This window comes from Leminorella grimontii ATCC 33999 = DSM 5078, from assembly GCF_000439085.1.
Taxonomy (GTDB): Bacteria; Pseudomonadota; Gammaproteobacteria; order Enterobacterales; family Enterobacteriaceae; genus Leminorella; species Leminorella grimontii.
On the sequence record NZ_AUUA01000002.1, the window covers coordinates 1 to 26528 of the forward strand.

Sequence of the window (26528 nt, forward strand, 5' to 3'; positions counted from 1 at the left end):
CGGAACATTTCAACGCCGGTACAGGTGGTCTTGGTGGTATCTTTGATACCGACGATTTCCACTTCTTCACCGACTTTGATGATGCCGCGCTCTACACGACCGGTAACAACGGTACCACGGCCGGAGATAGAGAATACGTCTTCGATCGGCAGCAGGAACGGCTTGTCAATCGCACGCTCAGGTTCTGGGATATAAGTATCCAGATGGCCTGCCAGCTCGATGATTTTCGCTTCCCACTCGGCTTCGCCTTCCAGCGCTTTCAGCGCTGAACCGCGGACTACCGGCGTGTCGTCGCCCGGGAAGTCGTACTGAGACAGCAGTTCGCGAACTTCCATCTCAACCAGCTCCAGCAGCTCTTCGTCATCAACCATATCGCACTTGTTCAGGAATACGATGATGTACGGAACGCCTACCTGACGACCCAGCAGGATGTGCTCGCGAGTCTGAGGCATCGGGCCGTCAGTCGCTGCTACTACCAGGATTGCACCGTCCATCTGAGCGGCGCCGGTGATCATGTTCTTAACGTAGTCGGCGTGCCCCGGGCAGTCAACGTGCGCGTAGTGGCGAGTCGGGGTGTCGTATTCAACGTGAGAAGTGTTGATGGTGATACCGCGAGCCTTTTCTTCCGGCGCGTTGTCGATTTGGTCGAATGCGCGAGCGTTACCGCCGTAGGTCTTAGCCAGAACGGTGGTGATTGCAGCCGTCAGCGTAGTTTTACCATGGTCAACGTGGCCGATAGTACCGACGTTAACGTGCGGTTTTGTACGTTCAAATTTTTCTTTAGACACGATTTTCTTCCTTTACACTGCCCCCTTTAAAAAGGGGGCGGAATATACATTTAATACTCGTTAAGGCTTACTTAGCCTTGCGAGATTCGATAATTGCGGTAGCAACGTTATTCGGTGCTTCGCTGTACTTCAGGAACTCCATGGAGTATGAAGCGCGACCCTGAGTTTGTGAACGCAGGTCGGTAGCATAACCAAACATTTCGGACAGTGGAACCTGTGCGCGAACGGTTTTACCGGTTGCGGTATCTTCCATACCATCGATCATGCCGCGGCGACGGTTCAGGTCACCGATAACATCACCCATGTAGTCTTCCGGAGTCTCAACTTCAACCTTCATGATAGGCTCAAGCAGAACCGGCTTCGCCTTCATAAAGCCTTCTTTAAAGGCAATTGACGCGGCCAGTTTAAACGCCAGTTCAGAAGAGTCGACGTCATGGTAAGAACCATAGTGCAGACGCACCTTGATATCAACTACCGGATAGCCAGCTAACGGACCAGACTTAAGCTGTTCCCGAATGCCTTTGTCAACGGCAGGGATAAATTCGCCAGGAATGACGCCGCCCTTGATGTCGTTGACAAATTCGTAACCCACGCCGCCTGGTTCCAGCGGAGACATGTCGATAACGACATCACCGTACTGACCGCGACCACCTGACTGCTTGGCGTGCTTACCTTGAACATCCGTCACCGTCTGGCGGATAGTTTCACGATAGGCAACCTGAGGCTTACCGACGTTAGCTTCTACGTTGAACTCGCGACGCATACGGTCGACGATGATGTCCAGGTGAAGCTCGCCCATACCGGAAATGATGGTCTGGCCTGACTCTTCGTCAGTTTGAACGCGGAAAGACGGGTCTTCCTGAGCCAGACGGCCCAGAGCGATGCCCATTTTTTCCTGGTCGACCTTGGTTTTCGGCTCAACGGCTACAGCGATAACCGGCTCAGGGAACTCCATGCGTTCCAGGATAATCGGTTTAGCTTGGTCACACAGGGTGTCACCCGTAGTTACGTCTTTCAGACCGATCGCTGCGGCGATGTCGCCGGCGCGAACTTCTTTAATTTCTTCACGCTTGTTGGCGTGCATCTGAACGATACGGCCAAAGCGTTCTCTCTTGTCCTTCACTGCGTTCAGAACGGTATCGCCTGAGTTAACCACGCCGGAATAAACGCGGAAGAACGTCAGGTTGCCCACGAACGGGTCTGTCGCGATTTTAAACGCCAGCGCAGCAAACGGCTCGTCATCGCTAGGATGACGTTCGTCGTGCGTTTCACCGTCGGTTTGAACGCCGTTGATAGCAGGAACGTCAGTCGGCGCCGGCAGGTATTCGATAACCGCATCCAGCATCGCCTGAACGCCTTTGTTTTTGAACGCAGAACCACAGGTAACCAGAATGATTTCATTGTTCAAAACGCGTTGACGCAGCGCTTTCTTGATCTCTTCTTCAGTCAGCTCTTCGCCGCCCAAATACTTGTCCATCAGGTCTTCTGATGCCTCAGCCGCAGACTCGACCAGATTTTGACGCCATTCTTCGGCAAGCGCCTGCATTCCGGCAGGAACATCTTCGTATTCGAAGGTTACGCCCTGATCGGCGTCATTCCAGTTGATGGCCTTCATTTTGATCAGGTCAACAACGCCGGTAAAGTTGTCTTCAGCGCCGATAGGCAGCTGAATTGGCACTGCGTTAGCAGCCAGACGAGTTTTCAACTGCTCAACTACGCGCAGGAAGTTAGCACCCATGCGGTCCATTTTGTTAACGAACGCGATGCGTGGAACTTTATATTTGTTAGCCTGACGCCAAACGGTTTCAGACTGAGGCTGAACGCCGCCGACGGCACAATAAACCATGACAGCGCCGTCAAGCACGCGCATAGAGCGCTCTACTTCGATGGTGAAGTCAACGTGCCCCGGGGTGTCGATGATGTTGACGCGGTGCGCTTCAAACTGCTTAGCCATACCGGACCAGAATGCGGTAGTCGCAGCTGAGGTGATGGTGATACCACGCTCCTGCTCCTGTTCCATCCAGTCCATCGTCGCAGCGCCGTCGTGAACTTCACCGATCTTATGGTTTACACCGGTGTAAAACAGAATACGCTCTGTAGTCGTTGTTTTACCGGCGTCAATGTGAGCACTGATACCGATATTACGGTAACGCTCAATAGGGGTTGTACGAGCCATTTTATTCCTCGATTACTAGGTCGTTCTTCAGATAACCCATGCGGGTCACGTAAAAAGCGCCCGCATGATGATTAGCATGACTATCGGGAAAAATTACCAGCGATAGTGAGCGAACGCCTTGTTGGCTTCAGCCATGCGGTGAACGTCTTCACGCTTCTTAACTGCGGTACCTTTGTTTTCCGCAGCGTCAGACAGTTCATTCGCCAAGCGTAAAGCCATGGATTTATCACCGCGTTTACGGGCAGCATCTACAATCCAGCGCATGGCAAGCGCGTTACGGCGAACCGGGCGAACTTCAACCGGTACCTGATAAGTAGAACCACCAACACGACGAGACTTAACTTCTACAGTTGGTCTTACGTTGTCCAGGGCAATTTCAAAAGCTTCAAGTTCACTTTTACCTGAGCGCTGAGCCAGCGTCTCAAGAGCATTATAAACGATAGCTTCTGCGGTAGATTTCTTACCGTCTACCATTAAGATATTTACAAATTTAGCCAGCAGATCCGATCCGAACTTCGGGTCCGGCAGAATTTTACGCTGACCTATAACACGACGACGTGGCATGGGAATACTCCGTTATTGATTCAGGATTGTCCAAAACTCGATGAGTTTATTTTGACATTAAGTTAAAAATGTTTGGCCTTACTTAACGGGTAACCATTAAGCCTTTGGCTTCTTCACGCCGTACTTGGAGCGGGCCTGCTTACGGTCTTTAACGCCTGAGCAGTCCAGCGCACCGCGAACGGTATGGTAACGCACACCCGGCAGGTCCTTAACACGACCGCCGCGGATCAGGATCACGGAGTGCTCCTGAAGGTTGTGCCCTTCACCACCGATGTATGAAGAAACTTCAAAACCGTTGGTTAAACGTACACGACAAACTTTACGCAATGCAGAGTTTGGTTTTTTCGGAGTGGTGGTATATACGCGAGTACATACGCCACGTTTTTGCGGGCATGCTTCCAGCGCGGGAACGTTGCTCTTTGCAACCTTCATAGCGCGCGGCTTGCGTACCAGCTGATTAATTGTTGCCATTAAAAAAGCTCCTGGTTTTTTACTTTCGTAGACACGTAATAAATCCCCCCAGAGCACAAAGGTACACTGAGGGACGCAAAATTTTATGGCTGATGACGGGATGTGTCAAGAAATATACAGCTATCAGAGCAGATGAAAGGAATAATTGACGCGCATGGCCAACGCTCTACCACGCCATTTGCGAACGATGGGAAACGCTTAAATCAACAAACCCCGCGAAGTCAACAACGATAACCCCTCCAACAACTCGGGAAAGGAGCCCTCTGGCTTCCAGATCTTCACGCAGCGCGTAAACAACAACGCCCTTTTCTATTATCGCCTCAAGACTGGGTGATTTTACGAGCGCGCCAGCCACGCCGTCCTGAATAAAGAGCAGCGCATCGCCGCTGCTAACGGTGCGCAGCAGGGCTTCGGCATCAACGTGGCTAAAAGAGTGGGAAAGCGTATGCAGCACGAAAAAAACCTCAGAAAGTTAATACTACGTCGTAGTCGGCCAGCCTTTCGGCCATTTCATCACCCGACAGCCGCTCGGCGTCCAATAACAGTTTTTCATCGACACCGATCCCGCGCTCCGCCAGCGACGCTTTACATACGTACAGGCGGTTGATGTCATAAAGCGCCAGCACGCCGAAGGTAGCAATATAGTTGCGAGAATAAATAAGCTCCGGCTTCTGTTCCGGCAAAAGTTGCAGCACGCCGTCAGAGAGAAAGAACAGGCCGATATCTTCCGTTAGCGCCGACGTTGCCAGAACCGCGTCCAGCCCTTCACGACCGGAAGCGCTGCCGTGAGGAACCTGAGTAAATACAAACGCAATTTTTTTCATGGGCTCTGCTCAAAACTGAATAATGCGATCGGCGGTCAGCATAGCCTGCGCCAGCTCACCCAGCCCGCTAAGCGTAAAGCCCGGCTGAAGATTGTCCGCCGTTTGGCTTTGCCTTTCGGCTTCCTGCTCATCCATAACCCCACGCCGAAGCGCTGCGGCAACGCAGACGTTCAGCGCAACGCCGTGCTGCAAGGAGAGCGCGCGCCACGCCCTTACAAGGTCAAACTCATCGCTGGCGGGAGAAACCAGCCGGTTGGCGTTATGCACGCCTTCTTGATAAAAAAAGACGCTCTCAAGGCGGTGGCCCTTCTTTATCAGAGCATTGGCGAACTGCCATGCGCTGGTCGCCTGCTGGCTGCCGTAGGCCGGCCCGGTGACCAGCAGCGCATAACGTAGGCTCACCGCTCTCCCCCGGAAAAATCGCCGTTTTTGAACTGGCGAATATAGAGATAAACCGTATGTTTAGAAATATTCAAACGGTCGGCAACCTGATTAATAGAGTCTTTAATATCAAAAATGCCTTTTTCATAGAGGTTCAAAACGATCTGGCGGTTTTTGGCATTGTTAGACACACCGCGATCGGCGTTAACCTCTTCAATGCTGTGCTCCAGCGTTTGTGCAACCAGATCGTCGACGGAAGAGGCAAAATTGACGTTTGAGTGAACTTCCTGCGTCTGCGGAGGAATAAAGGTTTGCATAATCTGGGAAAAAGGCACGTCCAGATTCATGTTAATACACAGCAGCCCTATAACCCGACGGTCTTTATTGCGGATCCCTATCGTCAGCGACTTCATCAACGAGCCGCTTTTCGCGCGAGTAAAGTAGGCCTTGGACACGCTGGTGTCGTCATGAGACATCGCGTGCAGCATTCTCAACGCCATATCGGTGATAGGCGAGCCAATTTTACGTCCGGTATGTTCTCCATTCGCAATACGGACAGCCGAACATTTCAGATCCTCCAAAGAATGTAAGACTATCTCGCAGTGGGGCCCAATCAGCATCGCCAAACCGTCAACTACAGACTCATAAGAACGTAGAATATCGTGGTCTTCGGGGGTAAAAGGTTTTTCGTCCAGCGCATCATATTCGCCGGACAGTTGCGAATTTGGCATTACTCTTCTCCGATACGTTTAGACGGCGTCTTTATAAATTAACGCCCAGGTGTACGCCGTCGCCACACTCGTCCTCAGACTGAAAAACCTGGAGACGTAATTCTATTAATCGATGCGGCCTAGTCTAACAAAAAATGTAAGAATTCAATTAACGAAAAAACCGCAGGATTTCTCATGCGGTTTTTTTATTACAGCGAAGCTTATTTGGCGGCTTTATCAGCGCCGGCGGCAGGCTCAGCGGCAACCGGATTCACGTCCAGCAGCTCAACTTCAAACACCAGCGTAGAATTCACCGGGATGCCGGGAACCATATTCTCGCCATAGGCCAGCGCGGGTGGGATAACCATCGTCATCTTGCCGCCCTTCTTAATGTACTTCAGGCCTTCGGTCCAGCCTGGGATAACGTTGCCCAGTTGGAACGTTGCCGGCTGGCCGCGGGTATAAGAGTTATCAAACTCGGTACCGTCAGTCAGCGTACCCTTATAGTTAACCACAACGGTATCACTGTCTTTCAGCGCTTCACCGCTGCCCGCCTTCTCAACTTTATACAGCAGGCCGGACTGGGTTTTCTTCACGCCCGCTTCTTTCGCATACTTATCGCGATAGACTGCGCCCTTGTCTTCGTTTGCCTTTGCCTCAGCCTTCATTTTGGCGTGCGCTTTTTCCTTCACGCGGCCTTCAAACGCCTGCAGAACCTGCTCGATATCAGATTCGGACAGCTTGCTCTTACCGTCAAAAGCGTCTTTAAAACCGAGTTGAATCTGCGCGCGATCGAGCTCAACGCCCAGCTTATCCTGATCTTTCAGAGAGCTGGCCATGTAGGAACCTAAAGACGCGCCTAAAGCGTAGGCCGCTTTGCTGTCTTCACTTTCAAACTTCGCCGTTGACGCTGCCGCAGCCGGTGCCGCCGGTTTGGCGGGCGCTTCATTGGCCATTGCCCCTGCGGCTAAAGCCATGGAAGCCGTCAACAGAGTTACTTTAAATAATGATTTCATTTTATTCTCCAGTGCTGGAAACGCGTAAAGCCATAATATGAGAAAGACAGCTGCCCTATAGCTTACGTCTGAACATCGTCAAAGAAAACCTAAATATGCTCTTATTCAATGGTATACGTCAATTTATTCAAAATATCGGCACAGACCATCGCATACGCATTCAAACAGAAAGGCGCTTGTGCTCAAAACGCAGCGCCGCCCCTCTCTCCTGACTATTTACCTTTACCCGAAGTAACCTGTAATACTTTGATATCAAAAATCAGCGTCGCGTAAGGAGGGATCCCCGGCTGAGCTCCCTTGGCGCCATATCCCTGTTCAGGCGGGATAACCACCCGAGCTTCACCGCCGCGGCCAGCCAGCTTAATGGCGCTGCGCAGCGCCGGTATCACGTCAGACACTTTTAATCGAATAGGATTCACCGTTTTTTCAAACACGGTGCCGTTAACCAACGTTCCCGTCAGCTCGACTTCCACAATGTCGCTGTCGCTAATCGCTGCGCCGCTGCTCTTCTTATCGATACGGTACAGCAGGCCAGAACGGCTTTTCTTAACCCCGTCCTGCCGTTCGAAATCGCTCCAGAAGGCCTGTCCCATTTCACGCTCGCGCACGGCCTCCTGCTCGGCTTTAGCCTTGTTCAGCACGTTAACCTGTTCGTCAAACACCGCCATTGTCTGGCGAACCGCGTTATCATCCATCTTGATATCGTTGCCGAACGTATCCACGATCCCCGCCAGAACGATGTTCGGGTCTAAAGTAATGTGCAGCTTGCGCTGGTGCGCCATATTTTCCTGCAGATAGCGGGCAAGCGTTACGCCGCTGGCGTAGGCGCGACGCTGCTCTTCGCTGTTTAACGAAAACGTAATCGCGGGAAGAGGCGAGGTTTTTACTTCAGTGCTTGCCTTGGCATCATCAGCGGAGGCGGTTTTATCAGCATCGCCCGCCGCTGGCGCATTCACCGGCGGCGCTTCCTTTTTCACGCTCTCTTCTTTAGCGCTTTCTTCTTGCAAACTACCGTCTTTTCCTACAGCCTGCGCCGGAGCGGAGCTTTCAGCCTTATCGTCCGCAGTCGGAGCGGCCTGTGTCGGCTTTTCCGCTTCCGGAACGGCTACCGCGTCGCTTTCCGGCGCCTGCTGTACTTCAGCAGGAGATGATGCCGCGGCATTCGCCGGGGCCTGAGCCTCTTCGGCCAATGCGTAGAAAGACGGCGCTATCAGCAAAAGCGCGCCCAACGCGCTTCCCTTTTTATTTAAAAAAGCCATGTGTCGATCCCTTGTATTTCATAATGAAATAAAACTTACCCTACCTTCCGCTTCTTCTTCGCGCGAATGATAAGTAAACTCTTGCAAAATACGAACGACCCTACGCGGCGATCGCGTTATTCGTTTTGTTCTAAACTACTGCGATCCACCGGAGATAATATGCAAACGATAGACAACGACCTCTTAGAACGCCTTGAACTGCTCGAAAGCAAGCAGGCATTTCAGGAAGCGACTATCGACGATCTCAACCAGGCGCTCGTTTTGCAACAGCGTGAAATCCTAAAACTACAGGAACAGCTTAAACTGCTTAGCGACAAGCTGAAGGCCTCTGCGCCCTCCATGATCGCTTCGCAAGCGGAAGAAACTCCGCCGCCGCATTATTAGCGCCAAATTCGGCGCAATAAGCTAAAAAAATGGCAGCCGTTATAAAGCTGCCATTTTGCTATTCAAACTGATTAGTGGCTACAGCCGCAACCGCCGTGGCCTTTTCCATGACCGCCGCAGCCGCCTTCGCCGTGGTCGTGATCGTGGTCATGACCACCGCCGCCGCAGCAACCGCCTTCACCATGACCGCCGCAGCAGCCGCCTTCTTCATGGCCGTGCGCGCCGTGAACGTGGCCGTGCTCCAGCTCTTCAGCCGTAGCTTCGCGAATGGCGACGACTTCAACGTTGAAGTTCAGGTTTTGGCCTGCCAGCATGTGGTTGCCGTCAACCACGACGTGATCGTCTTCTACTTCGGTAATCTCTACCGGCACTGGACCCTGATCGGTGTCCGCCAGAAAGCGCATCCCTACCTGCAGCTCGTCAACGCCCATAAAGACGTCCTTCGGCACGCGCTGAACCAGCGCTTCGTCGTAGTCGCCGTAAGCTTCGTTTGCGGAAACAAACACGTCAAAACGATCGCCTACGTTGTGACTTTCCAGCGCCTTTTCCAAACCGGCGATCAGAGAACCATGTCCATGCAGATAATCCAACGGTGCGCTCACCGGAGACTCATCAACCAACACACCGTCTTCTGTACGAACCTGATAGGCCAGGCTGACCACTAGGTCTTTTGCTACTTTCATGATTTCTCCTACCGTTGATACTCAAATTCCGCTGATTGTAGCTGAAATCAACGGCGTCCTGTACATATTGAGATAAAAATTTAAGCAACTTTATATTACCGAACGCTACGATGTCGACTTTTGATTAAAAGAATACGAGGCGCCTCGCCTCAATCCAGCGTGTCGCTACGAGACTCCTGCACGTCGTCTTCAAAATCCCAACCTTCGGACAGCTTGCTGTCATGCTGCATTTCACGCTGAAACAGATTTTCCAGTTCGCGCCGCGCCTCTACGGGACGCGATACCTCCTTCACGTCCCCCTGCCGAAGGGGCATCAGCTCGCGCAGCATGTTCTCATCCAGCCGCTTAAAATACTGCTGCGCCCGATAGGCCTGATGAGGGTGCATCCCTAAATCAATAAGCGCCTTACGGCCAAGATCCAGCGCGCTGTTAAACGTTTCTCGGGAAAACAGTTCCACGCCCGCGCTCAGAAGCTCATGCGCTTCGACTCGCCCACGGGCTCGGGCCAGAATGGACAGGTTGGGAAAGTGTTGCTGACAGAGGTGCACGACCGCCATCGTTTCATCCGGAAAGTCGCTGGCGATAACGATAGCTTTTGCCTTTTCCGCGCCAGCGGCTCGCAGCAGATCCAGTTCGGTGGCGTCGCCGTAGTAGACCTTATAGCCGTTGCGCCGCAGAATGCTCACCTGACTAATGTCGCGTTCAAGCACCGTCAGGCGGATTTCATTGGCCATCAGAAGGCGACCGACAACCTGACCAAAGCGCCCAAATCCCACCACGATGACCTGCGGCTCATCGTCCTCAACGTCCGATTCCGCCTTCTCGCTTTCGGTTCGGTTATAACGGCGGGTCAAAATCCGGTCCACCAGCTGCATCAACAGCGGCGTTGTCATCATGGATACGGTGACCACCACCAGCAGCAGCGCGATCTGCTCTGCGTTGAAAATATTCTGCGCCTTGGCGGCGGCGAACAGAACAAACGCAAACTCTCCCCCCTGGCTCAGTACGGCAGAAAACTGCAGCCGTTCCGAAGGATTGATGCGGAAAAAGCAGGCCAGCCCAAACAGAACGGCGCCTTTTATTGCCACCAATGCGCAAACCCAGAGAAACACCTGCAGCAGATGGACATAAAGCACGCCCAGGTTAAGCACCATGCCGACGGAGATAAAGAATAGCCCAAGCAGCAGCCCCTTAAACGGCTCAATCGCCGCCTCCAGTTCGTGCTGATATTCGCTTTCAGCCAGCAGCACGCCGGCCAAAAAGGTGCCCAGCGCCATAGAAAAGCCGATCGCCTGCATTAGCACCGCCGCCCCCAGCACCACCAGCAGCGCCATCGCGGTAAACACTTCTCTTACGCCGGAAGAGGCCACGTAGCGAAACAGCGGCCGCAGCAGATAGCGACCGGCGACAACCAGGACGACCAGCCCCAAAACTTTGCTTAAGACCGCCATCCAGCCCGCGTCGGCGTTCCCCGTTCCGGCCAGGATCGGCACCAGCGCCAACGCCGGCACGACGGCCATATCTTGAAACAGCAGTACGGCAAAACCGGACTGACCGCCGTCGCCGCGCATCCCCTTTTCCTTCATTAGCTGTAGCGCCATCGCCGTAGACGACATCGACAGCCCCAGCGCGCCGATAACGGCGGCGGGAATGCCGAAGCCGGCAAAATGCAGCAGGGCGCAAATCACCGCCGTCGTCACTAAGACCTGCGCCGTTCCCAGGCCGAAAATGGGCTTTCTCATCTTCCACAGCTTGGCGGGATTCAGCTCTAACCCGATAACGAACAGCAGCAGAACGACGCCCATTTCAGAGAAGTGCAAAATCTCATCGACGTCGTTAATCAACCGAAATCCCCAGGGGCCGATGGCAATCCCTGCGATCAAATAGCCGAGCACGGCGCCAATGCCGATTCGACGAGCGACGGGAACGGCCAAAACGGCCACGGCGAGAAAAATGAGGGCAGCGATAAGCTGTGGTGACGTTTCCATTTACGCATCGCTCCTTTCCGTAACGGGCTGGCTCAACCATTCAGCATACTGTAGGGCTAACTGCTGAAGCTCGCTCTCCTCCTGACGCCGGGCGCGGTAGACTATCATCGGCTCAACCCACTCCATGCCGCAGGCCTTCGCCATGATGCGAAACGGCAGCAGGATCTCATGCAGAGAAAAGCCGACCAAACCATCCGAACGGTAGCTGTTCTCCGCCGCGCCGGCCGTTACCACCAGTCGAAACCGCTTGCCGGAAAGCTCATTTGCGCCGATGCTGCCGGCAAACTGTAGGTTCAGCACCCGGTCTATCCACTCTTTCATCAGCGCGGGGCAGCTGTAGGTGTGAATAGGGAACTGAAACACAATGACGTCATGCGTTCGCAGCAACTGCTGCTCACGCTGCACGTTAATAAAAAAATCCGGATAGTGGGCATAGAGATCGCGAAACGTCACGTTGTCCAAGGTTTTGGCGATCCTCAGCAGCGCACGGTTAGCGACCGAGCTCCTCGGCTCGGGGTGCGCAAACAGGATAAGCGTAGTGGGTAAATTCGACATTTTACCTCCCTGGGCAATCGTCATCGCAAAGGATTTTCGTTACCATACCCGGCAGGAAGCGCTGGCGTTCCAGAAAGCCGACAGGCATACTTGGCCGGCCGCTGCGTCGGGCTGATAACGCAATTAGTCATGTAATTAGAGTAGCTTGATAAAAGGCTAAACGCCCAGCCGGACGTCATGATATCTGCCGGACCTGCCGGGTTAAACAACGAATTTTTGAATGACAGCGTCAAAAATCATGTCCAACTTCACCTTTTAGCACGCCGATGACGAAGCGCCTCGTCTTTAACGGGTTATGATAAAAAACTAAAGCCATCGCTATGATTTTATTCTCTTCACTACAGATTCGCCGCGGCGTCAACGTCCTGCTTGATAACGCCAGCGCTACGATTAACCCAGGACAGAAAGTAGGACTGGTCGGTAAAAACGGCTGTGGAAAGTCTACGCTGCTCTCATTGCTTAAGGGTGAGCTTTCCGCCGACGGCGGCAGCGTAACGCTGCCGACAAACTGGTCGATGGCCTGGGTCAATCAGGAAACCCCCGCGCTGGAAACCGCCGCGCTCGACTACGTGATAGACGGCGACAGGGAATATCGTCGTTTGGAGAGAGAATTAGCCGAGGCGAACGAGAAGAACGACGGCCACCGCATCGCACTGCTGCACGGCCAGCTTGACGCCATCTCGGCCTGGACGATTCAGTCCCGCGCCGCCAGCCTGCTGCACGGCCTCGGTTTCACTCAGGAACAGCTACAGCACCCCGTCAGCGCCTTTTCCGGCGGCTGGCGTATGCGCCTGAACCTCGCGCAGGCGCTTCTATGTCGCTCCGACCTGCTGCTGCTCGACGAACCCACCAACCACCTGGATCTCGATGCGGTCATCTGGCTGGAAAAGTGGCTAAAGAGCTATGAGGGCACGCTGATTTTGATCTCGCATGACAGGGATTTCCTCGATCCGATTGTCGACAAGATTTTGCATATCGAACAGCAGCAGCTGTTTGAATACACCGGCAACTACTCCTCCTTTGAGCGCCAGCGAGCTACCCGGTTGGCTCAGCAGCAGGCGATGTACCAAAGCCAGCAGGAAAAGGTCGCACACCTCAAAAGCTATATCGATCGGTTCAAGGCTAAAGCCACCAAGGCGAGGCAGGCCCAGAGCCGGATAAAAATGCTGGAACGCATGGAGCTGATAGCCCCGGCCCACGTCGATAATCCGTTTCATTTTAGCTTTCGCACGCCGGAAAGCCTGCCCAACCCGCTGCTGCGCATGGAAAACGTCAGCGCCGGCTACGGTGACAAAACCGTTCTTGCGTCAATTAAGCTGAACCTGGTGCCCGGCTCTCGCATCGGCCTGCTCGGGCGAAACGGCGCGGGCAAGTCAACGCTTATCAAGCTGCTGGCGGGCGCCCTGACGCCGCAGCGCGGAGACATCAGCCTGGCAAAAGGCATCCAGCTTGGCTACTTTGCGCAGCACCAGCTCGAAACCCTGCGTTCGGACGAATCGCCCCTGTGGCACTTAAGCCGACTGGCGCCTCAAGAGTATGAACAGACGCTGCGCGACTATTTGGGCGGCTTTGGCTTTCATGGCGACAAGGTGACCGAAAAAACCGAACGCTTCTCCGGCGGCGAAAAGGCGCGTCTGGTGCTGGCGCTGATCGTCTGGCAGCGCCCTAACCTGCTGCTGCTCGATGAGCCGACCAACCACCTCGATCTGGACATGCGCCAAGCGCTGACCGAGGCGCTGATTGACTTCGACGGTGCGCTGGTCGTCGTTTCCCACGACAGGCATCTGCTGCGCTCCACCACCGACGAGCTTTATTTGGTGCACGACGCCCGCGTTGAGCAGTTTGACGGCGATCTGGACGACTACCAGCGCTGGCTTTCCGAGCTGCAAAAGCAGGATCTCCAGCCGCAGGGCGGCGAGCCGTCAGAGCAGAACGGCAACAGCGCCCAGTCGCGTAAAGATCAAAAGCGCCGCGAAGCCGAATTTCGCGCCCAAACGCTGCCCGTCAGAAAAGCGATTGAAAAGCTCGATAAAGAGCTGGAAAAAGTGAGCAAGGCGCTGGGAGAAGTAGAGCAGGCGCTGTCCGACAGCGCTATCTATGAGCCCGAGAAAAAGGCTGAGCTAACTAAGCTGCTACAACAGCAGGTTTCGCTAAAATCCGCTCAGGAGGAACATGAAATGAACTGGCTGGAACAGCAGGAGCGCCTGGAAGAAATGACGACGCTTTTTAATCAGGAAAGCGAATAGTAAAAATAAATGGGAGCGCGCGGCCTGGCGCGTTCCTGTATTCCCCATCCCTTATAAAATCTCGACATGCCTCGCAATCAAAAGGCGTTGCATCATTCCATTCCCGCACACGGTGTGATATTGATCGCATAACTTCCTGACAAATTTAATCATACGATGAACACCGACTTTCAGCCGCTGCGTGGAACCGCTAATCCCCATCTGCAGACGCTTTTACCGCGCCTCGTTCGCCGCCGCATTAGTCTGTCCCCGGTTTGGCAGCGCCTCGACCTGCCGGACGGCGACTTTGTCGATCTGGCGTGGAGCGACGCGCCGGAAGGCGCGGCGCACAGGCCGCGGCTGGCCATTTTTCACGGGCTGGAGGGCAACTTCTACAGCCCCTATGCGCACGGACTGCTGGAAGCCTGTCGGCGTCTCGGCTGGCTAGGCGTCGTCATGCACTTTCGCGGCTGCAGCGGCGAACCGAACCTGGCGCCCCGCGCCTATCATTCAGGGGAAACGCAGGACGCGCGTTTTTTCCTCAGCTGGCTTCGGGAGCGCTTTGGCGATGCGCCAACCGCCGCCGTCGGCTACTCGCTGGGCGGCAACATGCTGGCCTGTTATCTGGCGGAAGAAGGCGAACGGGCGCCGCTGCAGGCGGCCGTCATCGTTTCCGCGCCACTGATGCTGGCGCCCTGTTCGCGGCGTTTAGCAACGGGATCGTCGCGCATATACCACCGCTACCTGCTCGGCCAGCTCAAGCAAAGCGTTTTGCGTAAGCAAAAACGCTACCCGCAGCTGGTGTCGCTGACGGAAAAAGAGTTGAAGGGCATCCGCTCCCTACAGGCCTTTGACGATGCGATAACCGCGCCGCTGCACGGTTTTTCCAACGCGCTGGACTACTATCATCAATGCAGCGCGCTGCCAATGCTGCCCAACGTCAAAGTTCCGCTTCTTATCGTGCACGCCAAGGACGACCCCTTTATGTCGCCGGAAGTCATTCCGGACCCAACCCGGCTCCCAAGCAATATCGAATACCAGCTTACCGAACACGGCGGCCACGTAGGCTTTGTCGGAGGCACTTGGAAAAAGCCCGAAATGTGGTTGGAAAAACGCATTCCGCAGTGGCTGTCGCCCTACCTGGAGAGCACGTCATGATTATTCCCTGGCAGTCCGTTAATCCCGATACGCTGGAAGCCATCATTGAGTCTTTCGTTCTGCGAGAAGGCACCGACTACGGCGAGCAGGAGAAGTCTTTACCGCAGAAGGTCGAGGACGTGAAGCGCCTGCTCAAAAGCGGCGAAGCGGTGCTGGTGTGGTCGCAACTGCATGAGACCGTGAATATCATGATGAAAGCGCAGTTTAAGGACAATAATGAAACGGAATATCCCCCTGAATACTGAGATAAAGGAACCTGCCGAAGAAGCCGAAAGAATTGGTTACTGGTATGGCAGTGTAAAAGACGATCTCCCCTATGCATTGGGCCAAGTGATCCAAAACGCTCACGAAGGCCCGCCATATGAGATCGTCGATCGGAAAATAATCTCCATCATCGTGACTGCCGATTGCTGGCCCGGCCAACTGTGGCGAGCGCAGGTCGTCACGCTTGGGGATATGTCCGGATTGATTGATAACCCCGGCTACTGGCGAGCAAGCGCCATCAGGCTGCTTGAACCGCTGCCGCTAGCAATGCTTTTTGGCGACTACGGCCAAGACATTGTGATATTGCTACAGCAGATCTCTGCCGTAACGGCTGAGCAGACCGAGCAATTGCAGAACAATTTATCCGCCGACGCCGACTCTGCATGGACTAAAGCTTGGGTACTCTGGGACAGCCAGCTAGCGTTTCCCCGGCAACATCAGTATGACGACAAGGACGGGATGACGCTCAGCGCAATGGGACGCGATGATGACGAAAGCTCCCCCGTAAATGGAGGATTTCATCTGATTGCCGAATTGTTGGAACTACAAGCCAAGAAGCAAGAAGGTAGTGATGCCGTTATCCAGATTATCGAAGACGGAGAAACGGAAGAGGCGCTTACGCCCAAGTGGCGCGCGGCAAGAAAAGCGTTTTTACATGCAGCGATGGCGTTCGCTATGCGCGAGCAGCTTTCCAATGACGAGTATGCTGCGCTAACCGCCGCATGGTCGAGCGTATTTAATAATGTAGATAACCACGCTTAAACGTTCTTACCCATATTCCCGCGCATCGCCGACTAGGCTATGCTCAAACGACAATAATAAACGCAAGGACCTCGGCCTATGTCAGCAGCGCACCCCATCATCGCCGTTACCGGCTCCAGCGGAGCGGGGACCACCACCACCAGCCAGGCGTTTCGGAAAATTTTCCAACAGCTCAACCTTAACGCCGCTCGCATCGACGGCGACGCCTATCACCGCTACACCCGTCCAGAAATGGACGCGGAAATCCGCAGGGCCAGAGAGCAGGGGCGCCACATCAGCTACTTCGGCCCGGAAGCGAACGACTTCGCTGCGCTGGAGAGCGGATTTGCCGAATACGGCCAAAGCGGTTCAGGCCGCACCCGTAAGTACCTGCATACCTATGACGAAGCCGTTCCCTATCGCCAGCTTCCCGGCACCTTTACGCCCTGGAGCGGGCTACCCGACGGTACGGATCTGCTGTTTTATGAAGGCCTTCACGGCGGGATCGTTACTGAAAAGCACGACGTAGCGCGCCACGTAGACCTGCTGGTCGGCGTCGTGCCTATCGTCAACCTGGAATGGATACAGAAGCTTATTCGCGACACCGTCGAGCGCGAGCATTCGCGAGAGGCGGTGCTGGATTCCGTCGTTCGCTCAATGGACGACTACATTAACTACATCACACCGCAGTTTTCCCGCACGCACATCAACTTCCAGCGCGTACCTACGGTAGACACCTCGGACCCCTTTTCGGCCAAAAGCATCCCCACCCTCGATGAAAGCTTGGTGGTTATTCACTTTCGCGGGCTCAGCGGGATAGACTTCCCCTATCTGCTGGCCATGCTGCAGGGATCGTTCATTTCGCAAACCAATACGCTGGTAATTCCGGGGGGAAAAGTCGGGCTGGCGATGGAGCTGATTATTACCCCGCTGATTCAGCAGCTTTTGCAGGGTAAGCCGCTAAAATAATAATGCCGTAAAAATAGGCGAATGGCGCTGCAATACGCCAGACGCCCCGCATTTTAGTAACGAGGAACAAGACTCTTGCCTCAAGCTGTGTTAAAAGCTTACGGTGTAGAAGTCCATAAATTAGGTTATGCTCAAGCTGATGCATACAAACGTTCTCTATTCTTTCACGCATCGGCTATAATAGCGCTCACCGAGCCTTTCTGGCGGTTTCGAGCGAGTAGGATTTTTTCGGCAGGCTTCTCGCTTTGCTGTTTTAGGTAGTGACAACAAAGAGGATAACAACAGATGGTTCTCGGCAAACCGCAAACAGACCCGACTCTTGAATGGTTTTTGTCTCATTGTCATATCCATAAATACCCATCCAAGAGCACTCTTATCCATCAAGGAGAGAAGGCGGAGACGCTTTATTACATCGTCAAAGGAGCCGTAGCCGTTCTCATTAAGGATGAAGAAGGTAAAGAAATGATTCTTTCCTACCTCAACCAAGGGGACTTCATCGGTGAGCTTGGCCTGTTTGAAGAAGGCCAGGAACGCAGCGCATGGGTAAGAGCGAAAACCGCCTGTGAAGTGGCGGAAATATCCTATAAAAAGTTTCGCCAGCTGATTCAAGTCAATCCCGATATTCTCATGCGCCTGTCGGCACAGATGGCCAGCCGCCTGCAGGTCACCTCAGAGAAAGTGGGCAGCCTTGCCTTCCTTGACGTCACGGGACGCATTGCTCAAACCCTGCTGAACCTGGCTAAACAGCCCGATGCGATGACCCACCCAGACGGAATGCAGATAAAAATAACCCGTCAGGAAATCGGCCAAATCGTCGGTTGCTCTCGCGAAACGGTCGGCCGCATCCTGAAGATGCTTGAAGATCAAAACCTGATTTCGGCGCATGGTAAAACCATCGTCGTCTACGGGACACGTTAACTACTCTACAAGGCGGGCGCTTTAACGTGGCGCCCGCTTTATCTACTACGGAAGCGTATGTGGCGCCGCGTTATCTATCATCCTGAAGTTAACTATGCTCTGCGCCAAACGCTGGTTCTCTGCCTACCTATCCTGCTGTTCTGGCTGTTAAACGATCTGCGTACCGGCTTTATGCTTTCTTTGGTCCCGGCCTGCTGCAACATCGGCGGTCTGGATACGCCCCACAAACGATTTTTTAAACGTTTAGCCATTGGCGGCGCTCTGTTTGCCGGCAGCAGCTTTTTATTGCAGCTGTTTCTCGACCTTTCAATTCCGCTTGCCGCCTGCATGTTCATTATGGCGATACTGTTTGGCGTGACCGCGGAAATCAGCCCCCTACACGGACGTCTGATGCCCGCCGCGCTGGTCGCCGGTATCTTCACCCTAAGCCTGGTGGACACCATGCCCATTTGGTATGCGCCCGCGCTGTTCATCATCGGCACGCTCTGGTATGGGCTGTTTACCTACGTCTGGTTTCGCCTGTGGCAGGAACAGCCGATGCGGGAGTCCCTAAGCCTGCTTTACCGCCAGCTCGCGGACTATTTTGAAGCCAAATACAGCCTGCTGACTCAGCACACCGATCCGGAAACGGCGCTGCCGCCGCTGCTGAGCCGCCAGCAGCAGGTTATGGACAGCATTACGCTCATCTACCAACAGCTCTATATGATCACCGACCTGAAGCACCCGCGCCACCAGCGCCTGATGCAGGCCTTTCAGGTTGCGCTCGATTTGCAAGAGCACATCACGGTGAGCCTGCACCAGCCTGACGAAGTGCAAAGGCTGGTAGAGCAAAGCCATGCGGAAGCGGTTATCCGCCACAACGCCAGGATCATCAGCCGACAGCTTAGAACCCTTTCCGACGATATTCTCTACCATCGACGCCCCAAGCCATTTTCTATTGAGCACGAGCTGGCCGCGCTGGAAAAAATCGCCAATCAGCATCCCGACAATCCGGTCGGCGCGTTTTGTTATTACCACTTCAGCCGCATAGCCCAATTGCTCAGCCACCAGCGGCCGCTTTACAACCGCAGCCTGATGCCGTCGCAGAACCGGCTTCCGTTCTGGCGAGCGCTAAAAGGCTACTGTTCGCTGAAGTCCGCCGCGCTTCGCAACGCGGCGCGCCTGGGGGTTACGCTGGCCGCAGGCAGCGCGATTGGCATGGTCCTCAACCTGCCAAAACCGTACTGGATACTGCTGACCGTCATGCTGGTCAGCCAAAACGGCTACAACGCCACCCGCATCCGTATTCAGCACCGTGCTCTCGGTACGCTGTTCGGCATCATCGTCGGCGCATTCATCTTGCGGCTACAGTACCCTGAATACGTCATGCTGCTGTTGATGCTGGCGATTACCCTTGCCGCCTATCTGGCGGTACGAAAATACTACGGCATTGCGGTCGTTGGCTTTACCATCACCGCCGTATATACGCTGCAGATTATCGCCGGTAGCGGCATGGAGTTTCTGCTTTCCCGGCTGGTGGATACGGTGATTGGCTGCATGCTGGTATTCGCAGGAACCATCTGGCTATGGCCCCAGTGGCAAAGCGGCCAGCTGCGCAAAAACGCCCACAGCGCGCTGGAAGCCTATCAAAATCATCTAAGGCAGATGTTTGCCCAGACGGACGACGCCACCGCGCTGTCGTACGCAAGGATGAAGATGAATCAGGCCCACAACGCGCTGTTTACCGCATTGAACCAAGCTATGCAGGAGCCAGGCTTCAACTCTCGCTACCTGACGGACATGCGCCTTTGGATCACCCACAGCCAGTTTATCGTCGAGCATCTTAACGGCATGACGGTGATCGTTCGCGATCAGTACGTATTAACGCCCGAACTGGCGCAAAGCTACTTAAACTCCTGTGAAATTCTGATCCAAATCTGTCAGCAGCGGCTGGAATACGACGGCCCCAGCAGCGACACCAGCATGATGGCTATCGCCGAACCCAATGATGAAATGCCGGAAACCTCAATGGAAAGGCACATAGAACGCATTTTGTCGCACCTGAAGGCCATGCACACCATTTCGTCGCTGGCGTGGCAGCAGCGTCCCCACCACGGTATTTGGCTTAAGCGCAGGCTGCGGGATGAATAGCAAACGGCAAGCCTAACGCCCTAGGCAGCCTTTCCCGCTCTTTTACGCCATACGTCGGCTATGGCGGCGCCCTCCTACCCTCTAAATTTACTCATCACACGGCACCTTTTATCACAAATCCAAGGAGTTTTATGATGAGCACAAAAAACTACGTCATTTTAGATACAAATCCCAGAAGCAACCAAAATGATGACTTCATCCTGCTAGGTTTAAAAAACCAAGGTTTTGCCAGAGGGTGCCCCATGCTTTTTGGCGGTACCGCCGACGCTAAAAAAGATGGCCGCCCCGACGAAAAAGACTTCGCACTAAAAGTGATACGGCGGGAAGTAAGAGAAGAAACGGGAAATAGAATTATTGTCAATCAAATAGGAAAGCGTATCCACTGCGCCGCAGGCGAAGATATTTCCGTTTATACCAGCCACGATTTTCATTTTGACGGGAGGGTTAATTTAGGAACCGCAGGAGAATTCGCCTGGATACGAAAAGTCAGCAAGGGAAAACTCAGCGCCTTATTTGAAGGAGAAGAAATAAAAAATTGTGAACAGTTTGGGCGCCACCTTTTCGGCATGACGCTGGATGAAAGCATCGATCCGACATATGAACAGTATCACGATGAATATCTCCCGTCCGAGTCGCTAAAGGCCCTCTATAAGTACTGCCTCGCGCTGTTTTCATAGCAATAAAGAGAACAGGCTTCCCTGTCAACCGGAAGCCTGTTCATTGATTACGGCATCATGGCTTATCCATTTTGCCGTCGACCATCTGCCTCACCGCATTTTCAAAGCGATCCATACCCTGCTTCAGGTCTTCCATTGGGATAACCAGCGAAGGCGCGAAGCGCAGCACGTTAGGCCCGGCGTTAAGCAGCATAAGGCCGTTGTCCACCGCCGCCGCCAAAAATTCTCTGGCCATGCCTTTATATTCATCCGAAAGCTCCGCGCCGATCAAAAGCCCCAGCCCGCGCACGTCGGCAAACGCGGCGTAGCGCCGGTTGATTTCCGCCAATCGGGAGACGATAAACTCATAGCGCGCCTGCACGCCCGACAGCACCTCCGGCGTGTTGATAGTGTCAAACGCCGCTTCGGCCACTGCGCAGGCGAGCGGGTTGCCGCCGTAGGTCGTGCCGTGCACGCCGGGCTCCATCACCTGCGCAACCGCGTTAGTAGTCAGCATGGCGCTGATCGGGAAGCCGCCGCCCAGCGCCTTCGCCGACGTCAGGATGTCCGGCGTCACGCCGTAGCGCATGTAGGTAAACAGCGTACCGGTTCTGCCCATGCCGGACTGCACCTCGTCAAACACCAGCAGCGCCTGATGCTTGTCGCACAGCTCGCGGACCCCGCGCAAAAAGTCCGCGTCTACGGGCGTAATGCCGCCCTCGCCCTGAACCGGCTCAAGCACCACCGCGCAGGTATGGTCGTCAATGACCGCCTTCACGGCATCCAGATCGTTAAAGGGTACGTGGACGATATCCGCCGGCTTAGGCCCAAAGCCGTCAGAATACTTGGCCTGGCCGCCGACGGAAACGGTAAACAGCGTACGGCCGTGAAACGCATTCTTGAAGGCAATAATCTTGGTCTTGTACGGGCCGTGGCGCTCGATAGCGTAGCGGCGAGCCAGCTTGAAGGCGGCCTCGTTGGCCTCGGCCCCCGAGTTGGCGAAAAATACGCGATCGGCGAACGTCGCGTCGATCATCTTCTGCGCCAGCCGCAGAGCGGGCTCATTGGTAAACAGGTTGCTGGTATGCCAGATTAGCTCGCCCTGCGCTTTCAGCGCGCGAACCAGCGCAGGGTGACAGTGCCCGAGCGCGGTAACCGCAATGCCGCTGGAGAAATCGATAAACTCCTGCCCCTGCTGATCCCATACCCGGCTTCCTTTTCCCTTCACGGGAACGAAAGCTGCCGGTGCATAAACGGGCAACATGACGTCATCAAACGTATTCCGATCTATTACCTTTTCACCACCCATTTTGTCTGTCCCATTCTGTTTTTAGACGAATAGTGAAACACTATCAAAAATGAATAATAAATCAATTTTTAAACATAAAAATACAGAATTATTTTTAACCAAAGGCGGCGAGAAGCAAAGGTGAATGAATACGACAACGGCGGAAAATGGTATGATGTTTGCAGAATCACTTTGCAGGAACGGTACGGATGGAACAGGCCCACGTCCTATTAATTGAACAGCTAAACGAGCGTCTGGCGGCAGCCGACAACGCACCGCTTTATCTGAAGTTCGCCCAAACGATAAAGAACGCCGTTCGTAACGGCACGCTTGAGCACGGCAACATTCTTCCCGGCGAGCGGGACCTGAGCCAGCTTACCGGCGTTTCGCGCATCACCGTCCGTAACGCGATGGAAGCACTGGAAAAAGAGGGCGTCGTGACCCGTTCGCGCGGCTATGGCACCCAAATCAACAATATCTTTGAATACTCGCTGAAAGAAGCCCCCGGCTTTTCTCAACAGGTCGCCCTGCTGGGCAAAAAGCCGAGCACGCTGTGGATGAACAGGCAGGTAGTAAAGTGCCCCGCCGACGTGGCGGACAGGCTGACGATTTCTGCCGGCGATGAGGTTTTTCTGCTTAAGCGCATCCGCTATGTGGACGACGAGGCCGTATCCATTGAAGAGTCCTACGTACCGGTCGGGCTTATCGGCAACGTAGAAGACATCGGAATTTCGCTCTACGACTACTTCCGCAGCCAGAACATTCACCCGCAAAGAACCAAAAGCTACGTCAGCGCCCGCATGCCGGACGCCGAATTTCGCGCCCACATGCAAACCGACGACAACATACCGATGCTGGTCATCAAGCAGGTGGCGTTTGACGGACAGCGAGGGCCGATAGAATACAGCATCAGCCACTGCCGCAGCGATTTATATACGTTCGTTTGCGAGGCGTAGCTTCAGTTCCTCAAGCGTCGGCGCACAGTCTCCGCCGCGGCGGCTGACGACGAAAGACGCTACGGCGTTGCCGAGCGTGACCGCATCAGACAGAGGCCATCCGGCCGCCAGCCCGGCCAGCGTGCCGCCCGCATGGCTATCGCCCGCACCGATGGTGTCCACCACCGCCGCGCTAAACGGTGCAGCCCGCCCCTGCGATTCGACGTCGAAAAACCAGGCGCCTTCGCTGTCCTGACGGACGATAAGCGGAGAACCGTAGCGCGCAAGCCACGCCTCGCCCAACGCCTGAACGCCGCCGGATATTCCTAAAGAGCGCGCGGCGATGTCCGCTTCCTGACGATTTAGAGAGACGATAGGCTTAAGCGCCATAATCCTCGACATCAGCCCATCGGGAAGATCGGCAATCCTCGGGCCGAAGTCGATAAAAGGCGTCACCTGAGAGAGCGCTTCCAGCCAGCTAACCAGTACGTCTCCCCGTGGAGACGCCAGCTGATAGCCGGCAAGATACATCAGGCTCTGGGGTGGAACGGATAGCTTCGCCAACCACGCTTCCCGCCACTGGTTTCCCACCCCGCTAAACGACATAAACGTCCTTTCCCCATCGGGCTCAACCAGCGCCAGGCACCAGCCGTTATCGCCTTCATCCGTTTCAATCGCGCTATGCATACCCCGCTTGGTCAGGCTGTTACGAATAATGTCGGCCCACACCCCCTGCCCCAGCGGCAGCGCGTTCTGCGTATCAACGCCAAGGCGTTTGAGCGCCAGCGCGACGTTAAACGCACAGCCGCCGACGTTGACGCCCTGCTGTTTAAGCTCGATATCGCAACCGCGCCACGGCAGCGCGTAGGCGTCAGCAATAACGTCGATGACGACCGCCCCCAGCACCGTCACCGGCCGCCGGGCCGTAAGTTGGTCCAACGCGCCAATCAGCTCATCGACGTTCATTTCGCCTCCCGATAGCGTCTGAACTGTAAAAGCTGCTCGGCATACTGCTCAAAGCGCGGCCGATTGACGGCGTCCAGCTCCTGCTTCCATACCGGATTAATAGCGCCGACGCCGTGCAGCGCGCCGCAGATGGCCGTCGCCATCGCGCCAATAGTGTCGGTATCGCCCCCCAAGTTGGCGCACAGCGTCGCGCAGATATTAGGATCCGTTTGCGCCAGTTCCACCATGGCGATAGCCGCCGGAACCGACTCAATCGTGCTGGTCCCTGCGCCGATCAGCTGATAAATACGCTCGCTGCCCGACTCGATGCCGGCGGCCGTGCGTGCAACCTCCAGCGCCAGCTCAATGCGGGCGGAAAGCGATGCGCTAAACGTCGTTACCCGCGCCTCCTGCGCCAGGCGCGCGACCGAGGGCAGTGAATTTCTGATTTCAGACCAGCTTGTCCCCTCAACCGCGCAGGACACCGACCAGGCTATCGCCACCGCGCCCGCCACCGCCAAATCGGACTTGTGGGTAGGGCTTGAGGCCAGCGCCACCTGTTCGATAAAGCTTCCTAAATCTCCTGTCGGAAGCAGGCAGCCCAGCGGAGACGCGCGCATGGCCGCGCCATTGGTCACGCCGTTGTTTTCCAAACGGTCAACGGGCTCCCCGTCGCGAATGGCGTTAAGCGCGATTTTCGACGTCGGCCCCAGCACGTTTTTGTTAAACGCGTCGAAAGATTCGGCCCACGCCAGAATGTGTCGCCCGATAGCCTGTGCGTCGATTTCACCGCCGCGTTCGATAATGGCGTCAATCAGGCAGCAGGCCATGGAAGTGTCATCGGTATATTCCGCCCGCCCAAAGTAGCAGGCCGCACTGTTTTCGGCCGGCCCCGGAAGGAAGCGATCTATCCAACCGAAGTGAGCCTTTACGCGTGAGCGCGGCCAAAGCTCCGACGGCATGCCCATCGAATCTCCTAAAGCCTGACCGTAAAGCGCGCCGAGAATACGTTGTTGTTTCATTTTGCTTCCTCTGTGCTTAGCCTTTCCCCATCGTTGTCCACGGCAATGGCGGTAATTTCTCTGTCCGATTCGCGAAACAGCAGCATGAACAGTACGGCGATAACGGCAATCATCACGGCGCCGAATCCCCACATGCCGACCCAGTTAAACGTCAGGCCGTTTACCGGTTCCTGATAGGCGAACATTTTTTCCATCATCACGCCGCCCAGCCGATAGCCCAGCAGGCTACCGAATCCCTGACAGCACAGCGTAATCAGCCCCTGGGCCGCGGTACGCATGTACACCGGAGCCTTTTTATCCACGTAGATGTAGGCGGTCACATAGTAAAAATCGTAGCTCACGCCGTGCAGCAAAATGCCGAGGAACAGCAGCGCATAGGTGAAGTAGTGGTAGGCGTCGCCGTAGACAAAAAAACCATAGCGGATAGCCGCCGTGATAAGGCCGAGCAGCAGCACTTTCTTGATGCCGAAGCGCTTGGTGAAAAACGGCAGCGCCAGCATGAAAAAGATTTCAGAAAACTGCCCCAGCGTCATCCAGCCGGTGGCGTTTTTCATTCCCACTTCGGTGAGAAAGCCGTTGGCGAAGATATAGTAAAAGGCCAGCGGCATCGCAAACAGGAATGAACAAATGAAGAAGACCAGAAAGTTCCTGTCCTTAAGCAAAACAATAGCGTCCAGCCCTAGCATCACCTTGAAGCTCAGCTTGCCGGTGCTCTTGGGCGGCGTATTCGGAAGCCAGAAGGCAAACGCACCCAGCAGCGCCGAACTGGCGGCAGTAATGACAAGCGGAATATTGGTCGGGGAAATATCGTTAAACCCGAGCCATTCGGGCAAAAAGCCGCACACGATGCCGGAGGCGATCCAGCCTATGGTGCCCATGACGCGAATGCGGGGGAAATCGCGCTCGACGTCCGGCACGTTGGCAAATGCGATGCTGTTGGTCAGCGCGATGGTGGGCATATAGGTCAGCGAGTAGGCCAACAGCAGCGGGAAGAAATAGGCAAATTCGGTCTGCTGGGCCGCCAGATACATCAGCACTGCGCCGACGAACATCAGCACGGCCAGCACCTTTTGCGCGGCAAAAAAGCGATCGGTCAGCGATCCGACTAAAATAGGCGACAGGATGGCCGCGATGGCGGTACAGGCATAGGACCAGCCGATTTCCCCGGCGGTAAAGCCACTTTTATTCAGAAACAACCACAGGGGAACAAACCAGGCTCCCCAAATAAACCATTCAATAAACATCATGAACGACAGCTTTGCTGTAGTTTTCATAATCACATCCTTCATGACAGGCCGTTAGAGACCTTTAAGATACCAATAAACAGTACCTTTTAAATACCTTTGTGTTTGTTATTTGAGCGAAGTAACACTTTTCTAAAAAATATGTGCTTTCATCTCCCAGAAAAATGAAAACGCCCCCCTTCCGACGCCTTATCTGGCCTACTCTGCGGGCGGCTATACAACAAACCATCCAAA

Annotated in this window: 28 protein-coding genes; 11 read left to right on the forward strand and 17 right to left on the reverse strand. The window is 54.7% G+C overall.

Translation table 11 applies throughout. The features are described from left to right. The 10 genes from tuf to G544_RS0104460 all read right to left on the reverse strand — a co-directional run. The coding region (tuf, locus tag G544_RS0104415) for an elongation factor Tu (protein WP_027273467.1) at window positions 1-788 on the reverse strand (788 nt) is incomplete at its 3' end. 67 nt (window positions 789-855) lie between these two features. Continuing rightward, window positions 856-2964, reverse strand: a complete 2109-nt coding sequence (fusA, locus tag G544_RS0104420; RefSeq protein ID WP_027273468.1) for an elongation factor G — start codon at window positions 2962-2964, stop codon at window positions 856-858. Window positions 2965-3057: 93 nt separating this feature from the next. Continuing rightward, window positions 3058-3528, reverse strand: coding sequence for a 30S ribosomal protein S7 (gene rpsG, locus G544_RS0104425; protein ID WP_027273469.1), 471 nt, complete (start codon window positions 3526-3528; stop codon window positions 3058-3060). A gap of 96 nt (window positions 3529-3624) precedes the next feature. Continuing rightward, window positions 3625-3999, reverse strand: coding sequence for a 30S ribosomal protein S12 (rpsL, locus tag G544_RS0104430; RefSeq protein WP_027273470.1), 375 nt, complete (start codon window positions 3997-3999; stop codon window positions 3625-3627). Between the two features lie 166 nt (window positions 4000-4165). Continuing rightward, window positions 4166-4453 (reverse strand): sulfurtransferase complex subunit TusB, encoded by a 288-nt coding sequence (tusB, locus tag G544_RS0104435; protein WP_027273471.1) that lies wholly within the window; start codon window positions 4451-4453, stop codon window positions 4166-4168. Window positions 4454-4463: 10 nt separating this feature from the next. Beyond that, the gene (gene tusC / locus G544_RS0104440) at window positions 4464-4823 is read right to left on the reverse strand and encodes a sulfurtransferase complex subunit TusC (RefSeq protein WP_027273472.1); all 360 of its coding nucleotides are present in this window, start codon (window positions 4821-4823) and stop codon (window positions 4464-4466) included. Window positions 4824-4832: 9 nt separating this feature from the next. Further along, a complete protein-coding gene (gene tusD, locus G544_RS0104445; protein ID WP_027273473.1) occupies window positions 4833-5225 on the reverse strand; it encodes a sulfurtransferase complex subunit TusD in 393 nt (130 codons plus the stop codon). Continuing rightward, a complete protein-coding gene (locus G544_RS0104450; RefSeq protein ID WP_027273474.1) occupies window positions 5222-5935 on the reverse strand; it encodes a helix-turn-helix transcriptional regulator in 714 nt (237 codons plus the stop codon). Before G544_RS0104450 ends, tusD begins: the two co-directional genes overlap by 4 nt. Window positions 5936-6135: 200 nt before the next feature. After that, window positions 6136-6930: an FKBP-type peptidyl-prolyl cis-trans isomerase gene (gene fkpA, locus G544_RS0104455; RefSeq protein ID WP_027273475.1), complete on the reverse strand. Its 795-nt coding sequence runs from the start codon at window positions 6928-6930 to the stop codon at window positions 6136-6138. Between the two features lie 212 nt (window positions 6931-7142). Beyond that, window positions 7143-8189, reverse strand: coding sequence for an FKBP-type peptidyl-prolyl cis-trans isomerase (locus G544_RS0104460; protein ID WP_027273476.1), 1047 nt, complete (start codon window positions 8187-8189; stop codon window positions 7143-7145). 159 nt (window positions 8190-8348) lie between these two features. Between G544_RS0104460 and G544_RS0104465 the strand changes: the two genes are divergently transcribed. After that, the gene (locus G544_RS0104465; protein ID WP_027273477.1) at window positions 8349-8573 is read left to right on the forward strand and encodes a SlyX family protein; all 225 of its coding nucleotides are present in this window, start codon (window positions 8349-8351) and stop codon (window positions 8571-8573) included. A 71-nt stretch (window positions 8574-8644) separates the two neighbouring features. Here the strand turns inward: G544_RS0104465 and slyD are convergent, their stop codons facing one another. The 3 genes from slyD to kefG all read right to left on the reverse strand — a co-directional run bounded on the left by slyD (window position 8645) and on the right by kefG (window position 11799). Continuing rightward, window positions 8645-9256, reverse strand: coding sequence for a peptidylprolyl isomerase (gene slyD / locus G544_RS0104470; protein WP_027273478.1), 612 nt, complete (start codon window positions 9254-9256; stop codon window positions 8645-8647). Window positions 9257-9405: 149 nt separating this feature from the next. Beyond that, complete coding sequence (kefB, locus tag G544_RS19920) at window positions 9406-11244, reverse strand: glutathione-regulated potassium-efflux system protein KefB (protein ID WP_051155570.1); 1839 nt, start codon at window positions 11242-11244, stop codon at window positions 9406-9408. Continuing rightward, window positions 11245-11799 (reverse strand): glutathione-regulated potassium-efflux system ancillary protein KefG, encoded by a 555-nt coding sequence (kefG, locus tag G544_RS0104480; RefSeq protein ID WP_027273479.1) that lies wholly within the window; start codon window positions 11797-11799, stop codon window positions 11245-11247. Here kefG and G544_RS22575 point away from each other — a divergent pair. The 9 genes from G544_RS22575 to G544_RS0104520 all read left to right on the forward strand — a co-directional run bounded on the left by G544_RS22575 (window position 11783) and on the right by G544_RS0104520 (window position 20881). Further along, the gene (locus tag G544_RS22575) at window positions 11783-11914 is read left to right on the forward strand and encodes a hypothetical protein (RefSeq protein WP_261798559.1); all 132 of its coding nucleotides are present in this window, start codon (window positions 11783-11785) and stop codon (window positions 11912-11914) included. The two genes, kefG and G544_RS22575, sit on opposite strands and share 17 nt — an antisense overlap. Before the next feature lie 205 nt (window positions 11915-12119). Continuing rightward, complete coding sequence (locus tag G544_RS0104485) at window positions 12120-14045, forward strand: ABC transporter ATP-binding protein (RefSeq protein WP_027273480.1); 1926 nt, start codon at window positions 12120-12122, stop codon at window positions 14043-14045. Between the two features lie 156 nt (window positions 14046-14201). Beyond that, the gene (locus tag G544_RS0104490) at window positions 14202-15182 is read left to right on the forward strand and encodes a hydrolase (RefSeq protein ID WP_027273481.1); all 981 of its coding nucleotides are present in this window, start codon (window positions 14202-14204) and stop codon (window positions 15180-15182) included. After that, window positions 15179-15427, forward strand: coding sequence for a YheU family protein (locus G544_RS0104495; protein WP_027273482.1), 249 nt, complete (start codon window positions 15179-15181; stop codon window positions 15425-15427). The genes G544_RS0104490 and G544_RS0104495 overlap by 4 nt, the downstream gene beginning before the upstream one ends. Then, window positions 15399-16208, forward strand: a complete 810-nt coding sequence (locus G544_RS0104500; RefSeq protein WP_027273483.1) for a hypothetical protein — start codon at window positions 15399-15401, stop codon at window positions 16206-16208. Before G544_RS0104495 ends, G544_RS0104500 begins: the two co-directional genes overlap by 29 nt. Before the next feature lie 78 nt (window positions 16209-16286). Continuing rightward, a complete protein-coding gene (locus G544_RS0104505) occupies window positions 16287-17156 on the forward strand; it encodes a phosphoribulokinase (RefSeq protein WP_027273484.1) in 870 nt (289 codons plus the stop codon). Between the two features lie 285 nt (window positions 17157-17441). Continuing rightward, window positions 17442-18074, forward strand: coding sequence for a cAMP-activated global transcriptional regulator CRP (crp, locus tag G544_RS0104510; protein ID WP_027273485.1), 633 nt, complete (start codon window positions 17442-17444; stop codon window positions 18072-18074). Window positions 18075-18131: 57 nt separating this feature from the next. Continuing rightward, a complete protein-coding gene (locus tag G544_RS0104515; RefSeq protein WP_027273486.1) occupies window positions 18132-20204 on the forward strand; it encodes a YccS/YhfK family putative transporter in 2073 nt (690 codons plus the stop codon). A gap of 134 nt (window positions 20205-20338) precedes the next feature. Continuing rightward, window positions 20339-20881: an NUDIX hydrolase gene (locus G544_RS0104520; protein WP_027273487.1), complete on the forward strand. Its 543-nt coding sequence runs from the start codon at window positions 20339-20341 to the stop codon at window positions 20879-20881. A gap of 55 nt (window positions 20882-20936) precedes the next feature. Here the strand turns inward: G544_RS0104520 and argD are convergent, their stop codons facing one another. After that, window positions 20937-22169 (reverse strand): bifunctional acetylornithine/succinyldiaminopimelate transaminase, encoded by a 1233-nt coding sequence (gene argD / locus G544_RS0104525; protein WP_027273488.1) that lies wholly within the window; start codon window positions 22167-22169, stop codon window positions 20937-20939. A 188-nt stretch (window positions 22170-22357) separates the two neighbouring features. On the opposite strand from argD, the gene G544_RS0104530 reads away from it, so the two are divergent. Next, complete coding sequence (locus tag G544_RS0104530) at window positions 22358-23104, forward strand: GntR family transcriptional regulator (protein ID WP_027273489.1); 747 nt, start codon at window positions 22358-22360, stop codon at window positions 23102-23104. Here the strand turns inward: G544_RS0104530 and G544_RS0104535 are convergent. The 3 genes from G544_RS0104535 to G544_RS0104545 are packed head-to-tail and all read right to left on the reverse strand — an operon-like array spanning window position 23078 to window position 26324. Then, window positions 23078-24049, reverse strand: coding sequence for a PfkB family carbohydrate kinase (locus tag G544_RS0104535; RefSeq protein ID WP_027273490.1), 972 nt, complete (start codon window positions 24047-24049; stop codon window positions 23078-23080). The two genes, G544_RS0104530 and G544_RS0104535, sit on opposite strands and share 27 nt — an antisense overlap. Continuing rightward, the gene (locus G544_RS0104540) at window positions 24046-25050 is read right to left on the reverse strand and encodes an ADP-ribosylglycohydrolase family protein (RefSeq protein WP_027273491.1); all 1005 of its coding nucleotides are present in this window, start codon (window positions 25048-25050) and stop codon (window positions 24046-24048) included. The genes G544_RS0104535 and G544_RS0104540 overlap by 4 nt, the downstream gene beginning before the upstream one ends. After that, a complete protein-coding gene (locus tag G544_RS0104545; protein WP_027273492.1) occupies window positions 25047-26324 on the reverse strand; it encodes a nucleoside permease in 1278 nt (425 codons plus the stop codon). The genes G544_RS0104540 and G544_RS0104545 overlap by 4 nt, the downstream gene beginning before the upstream one ends. Window positions 26325-26528: the final 204 nt, after the last annotated feature.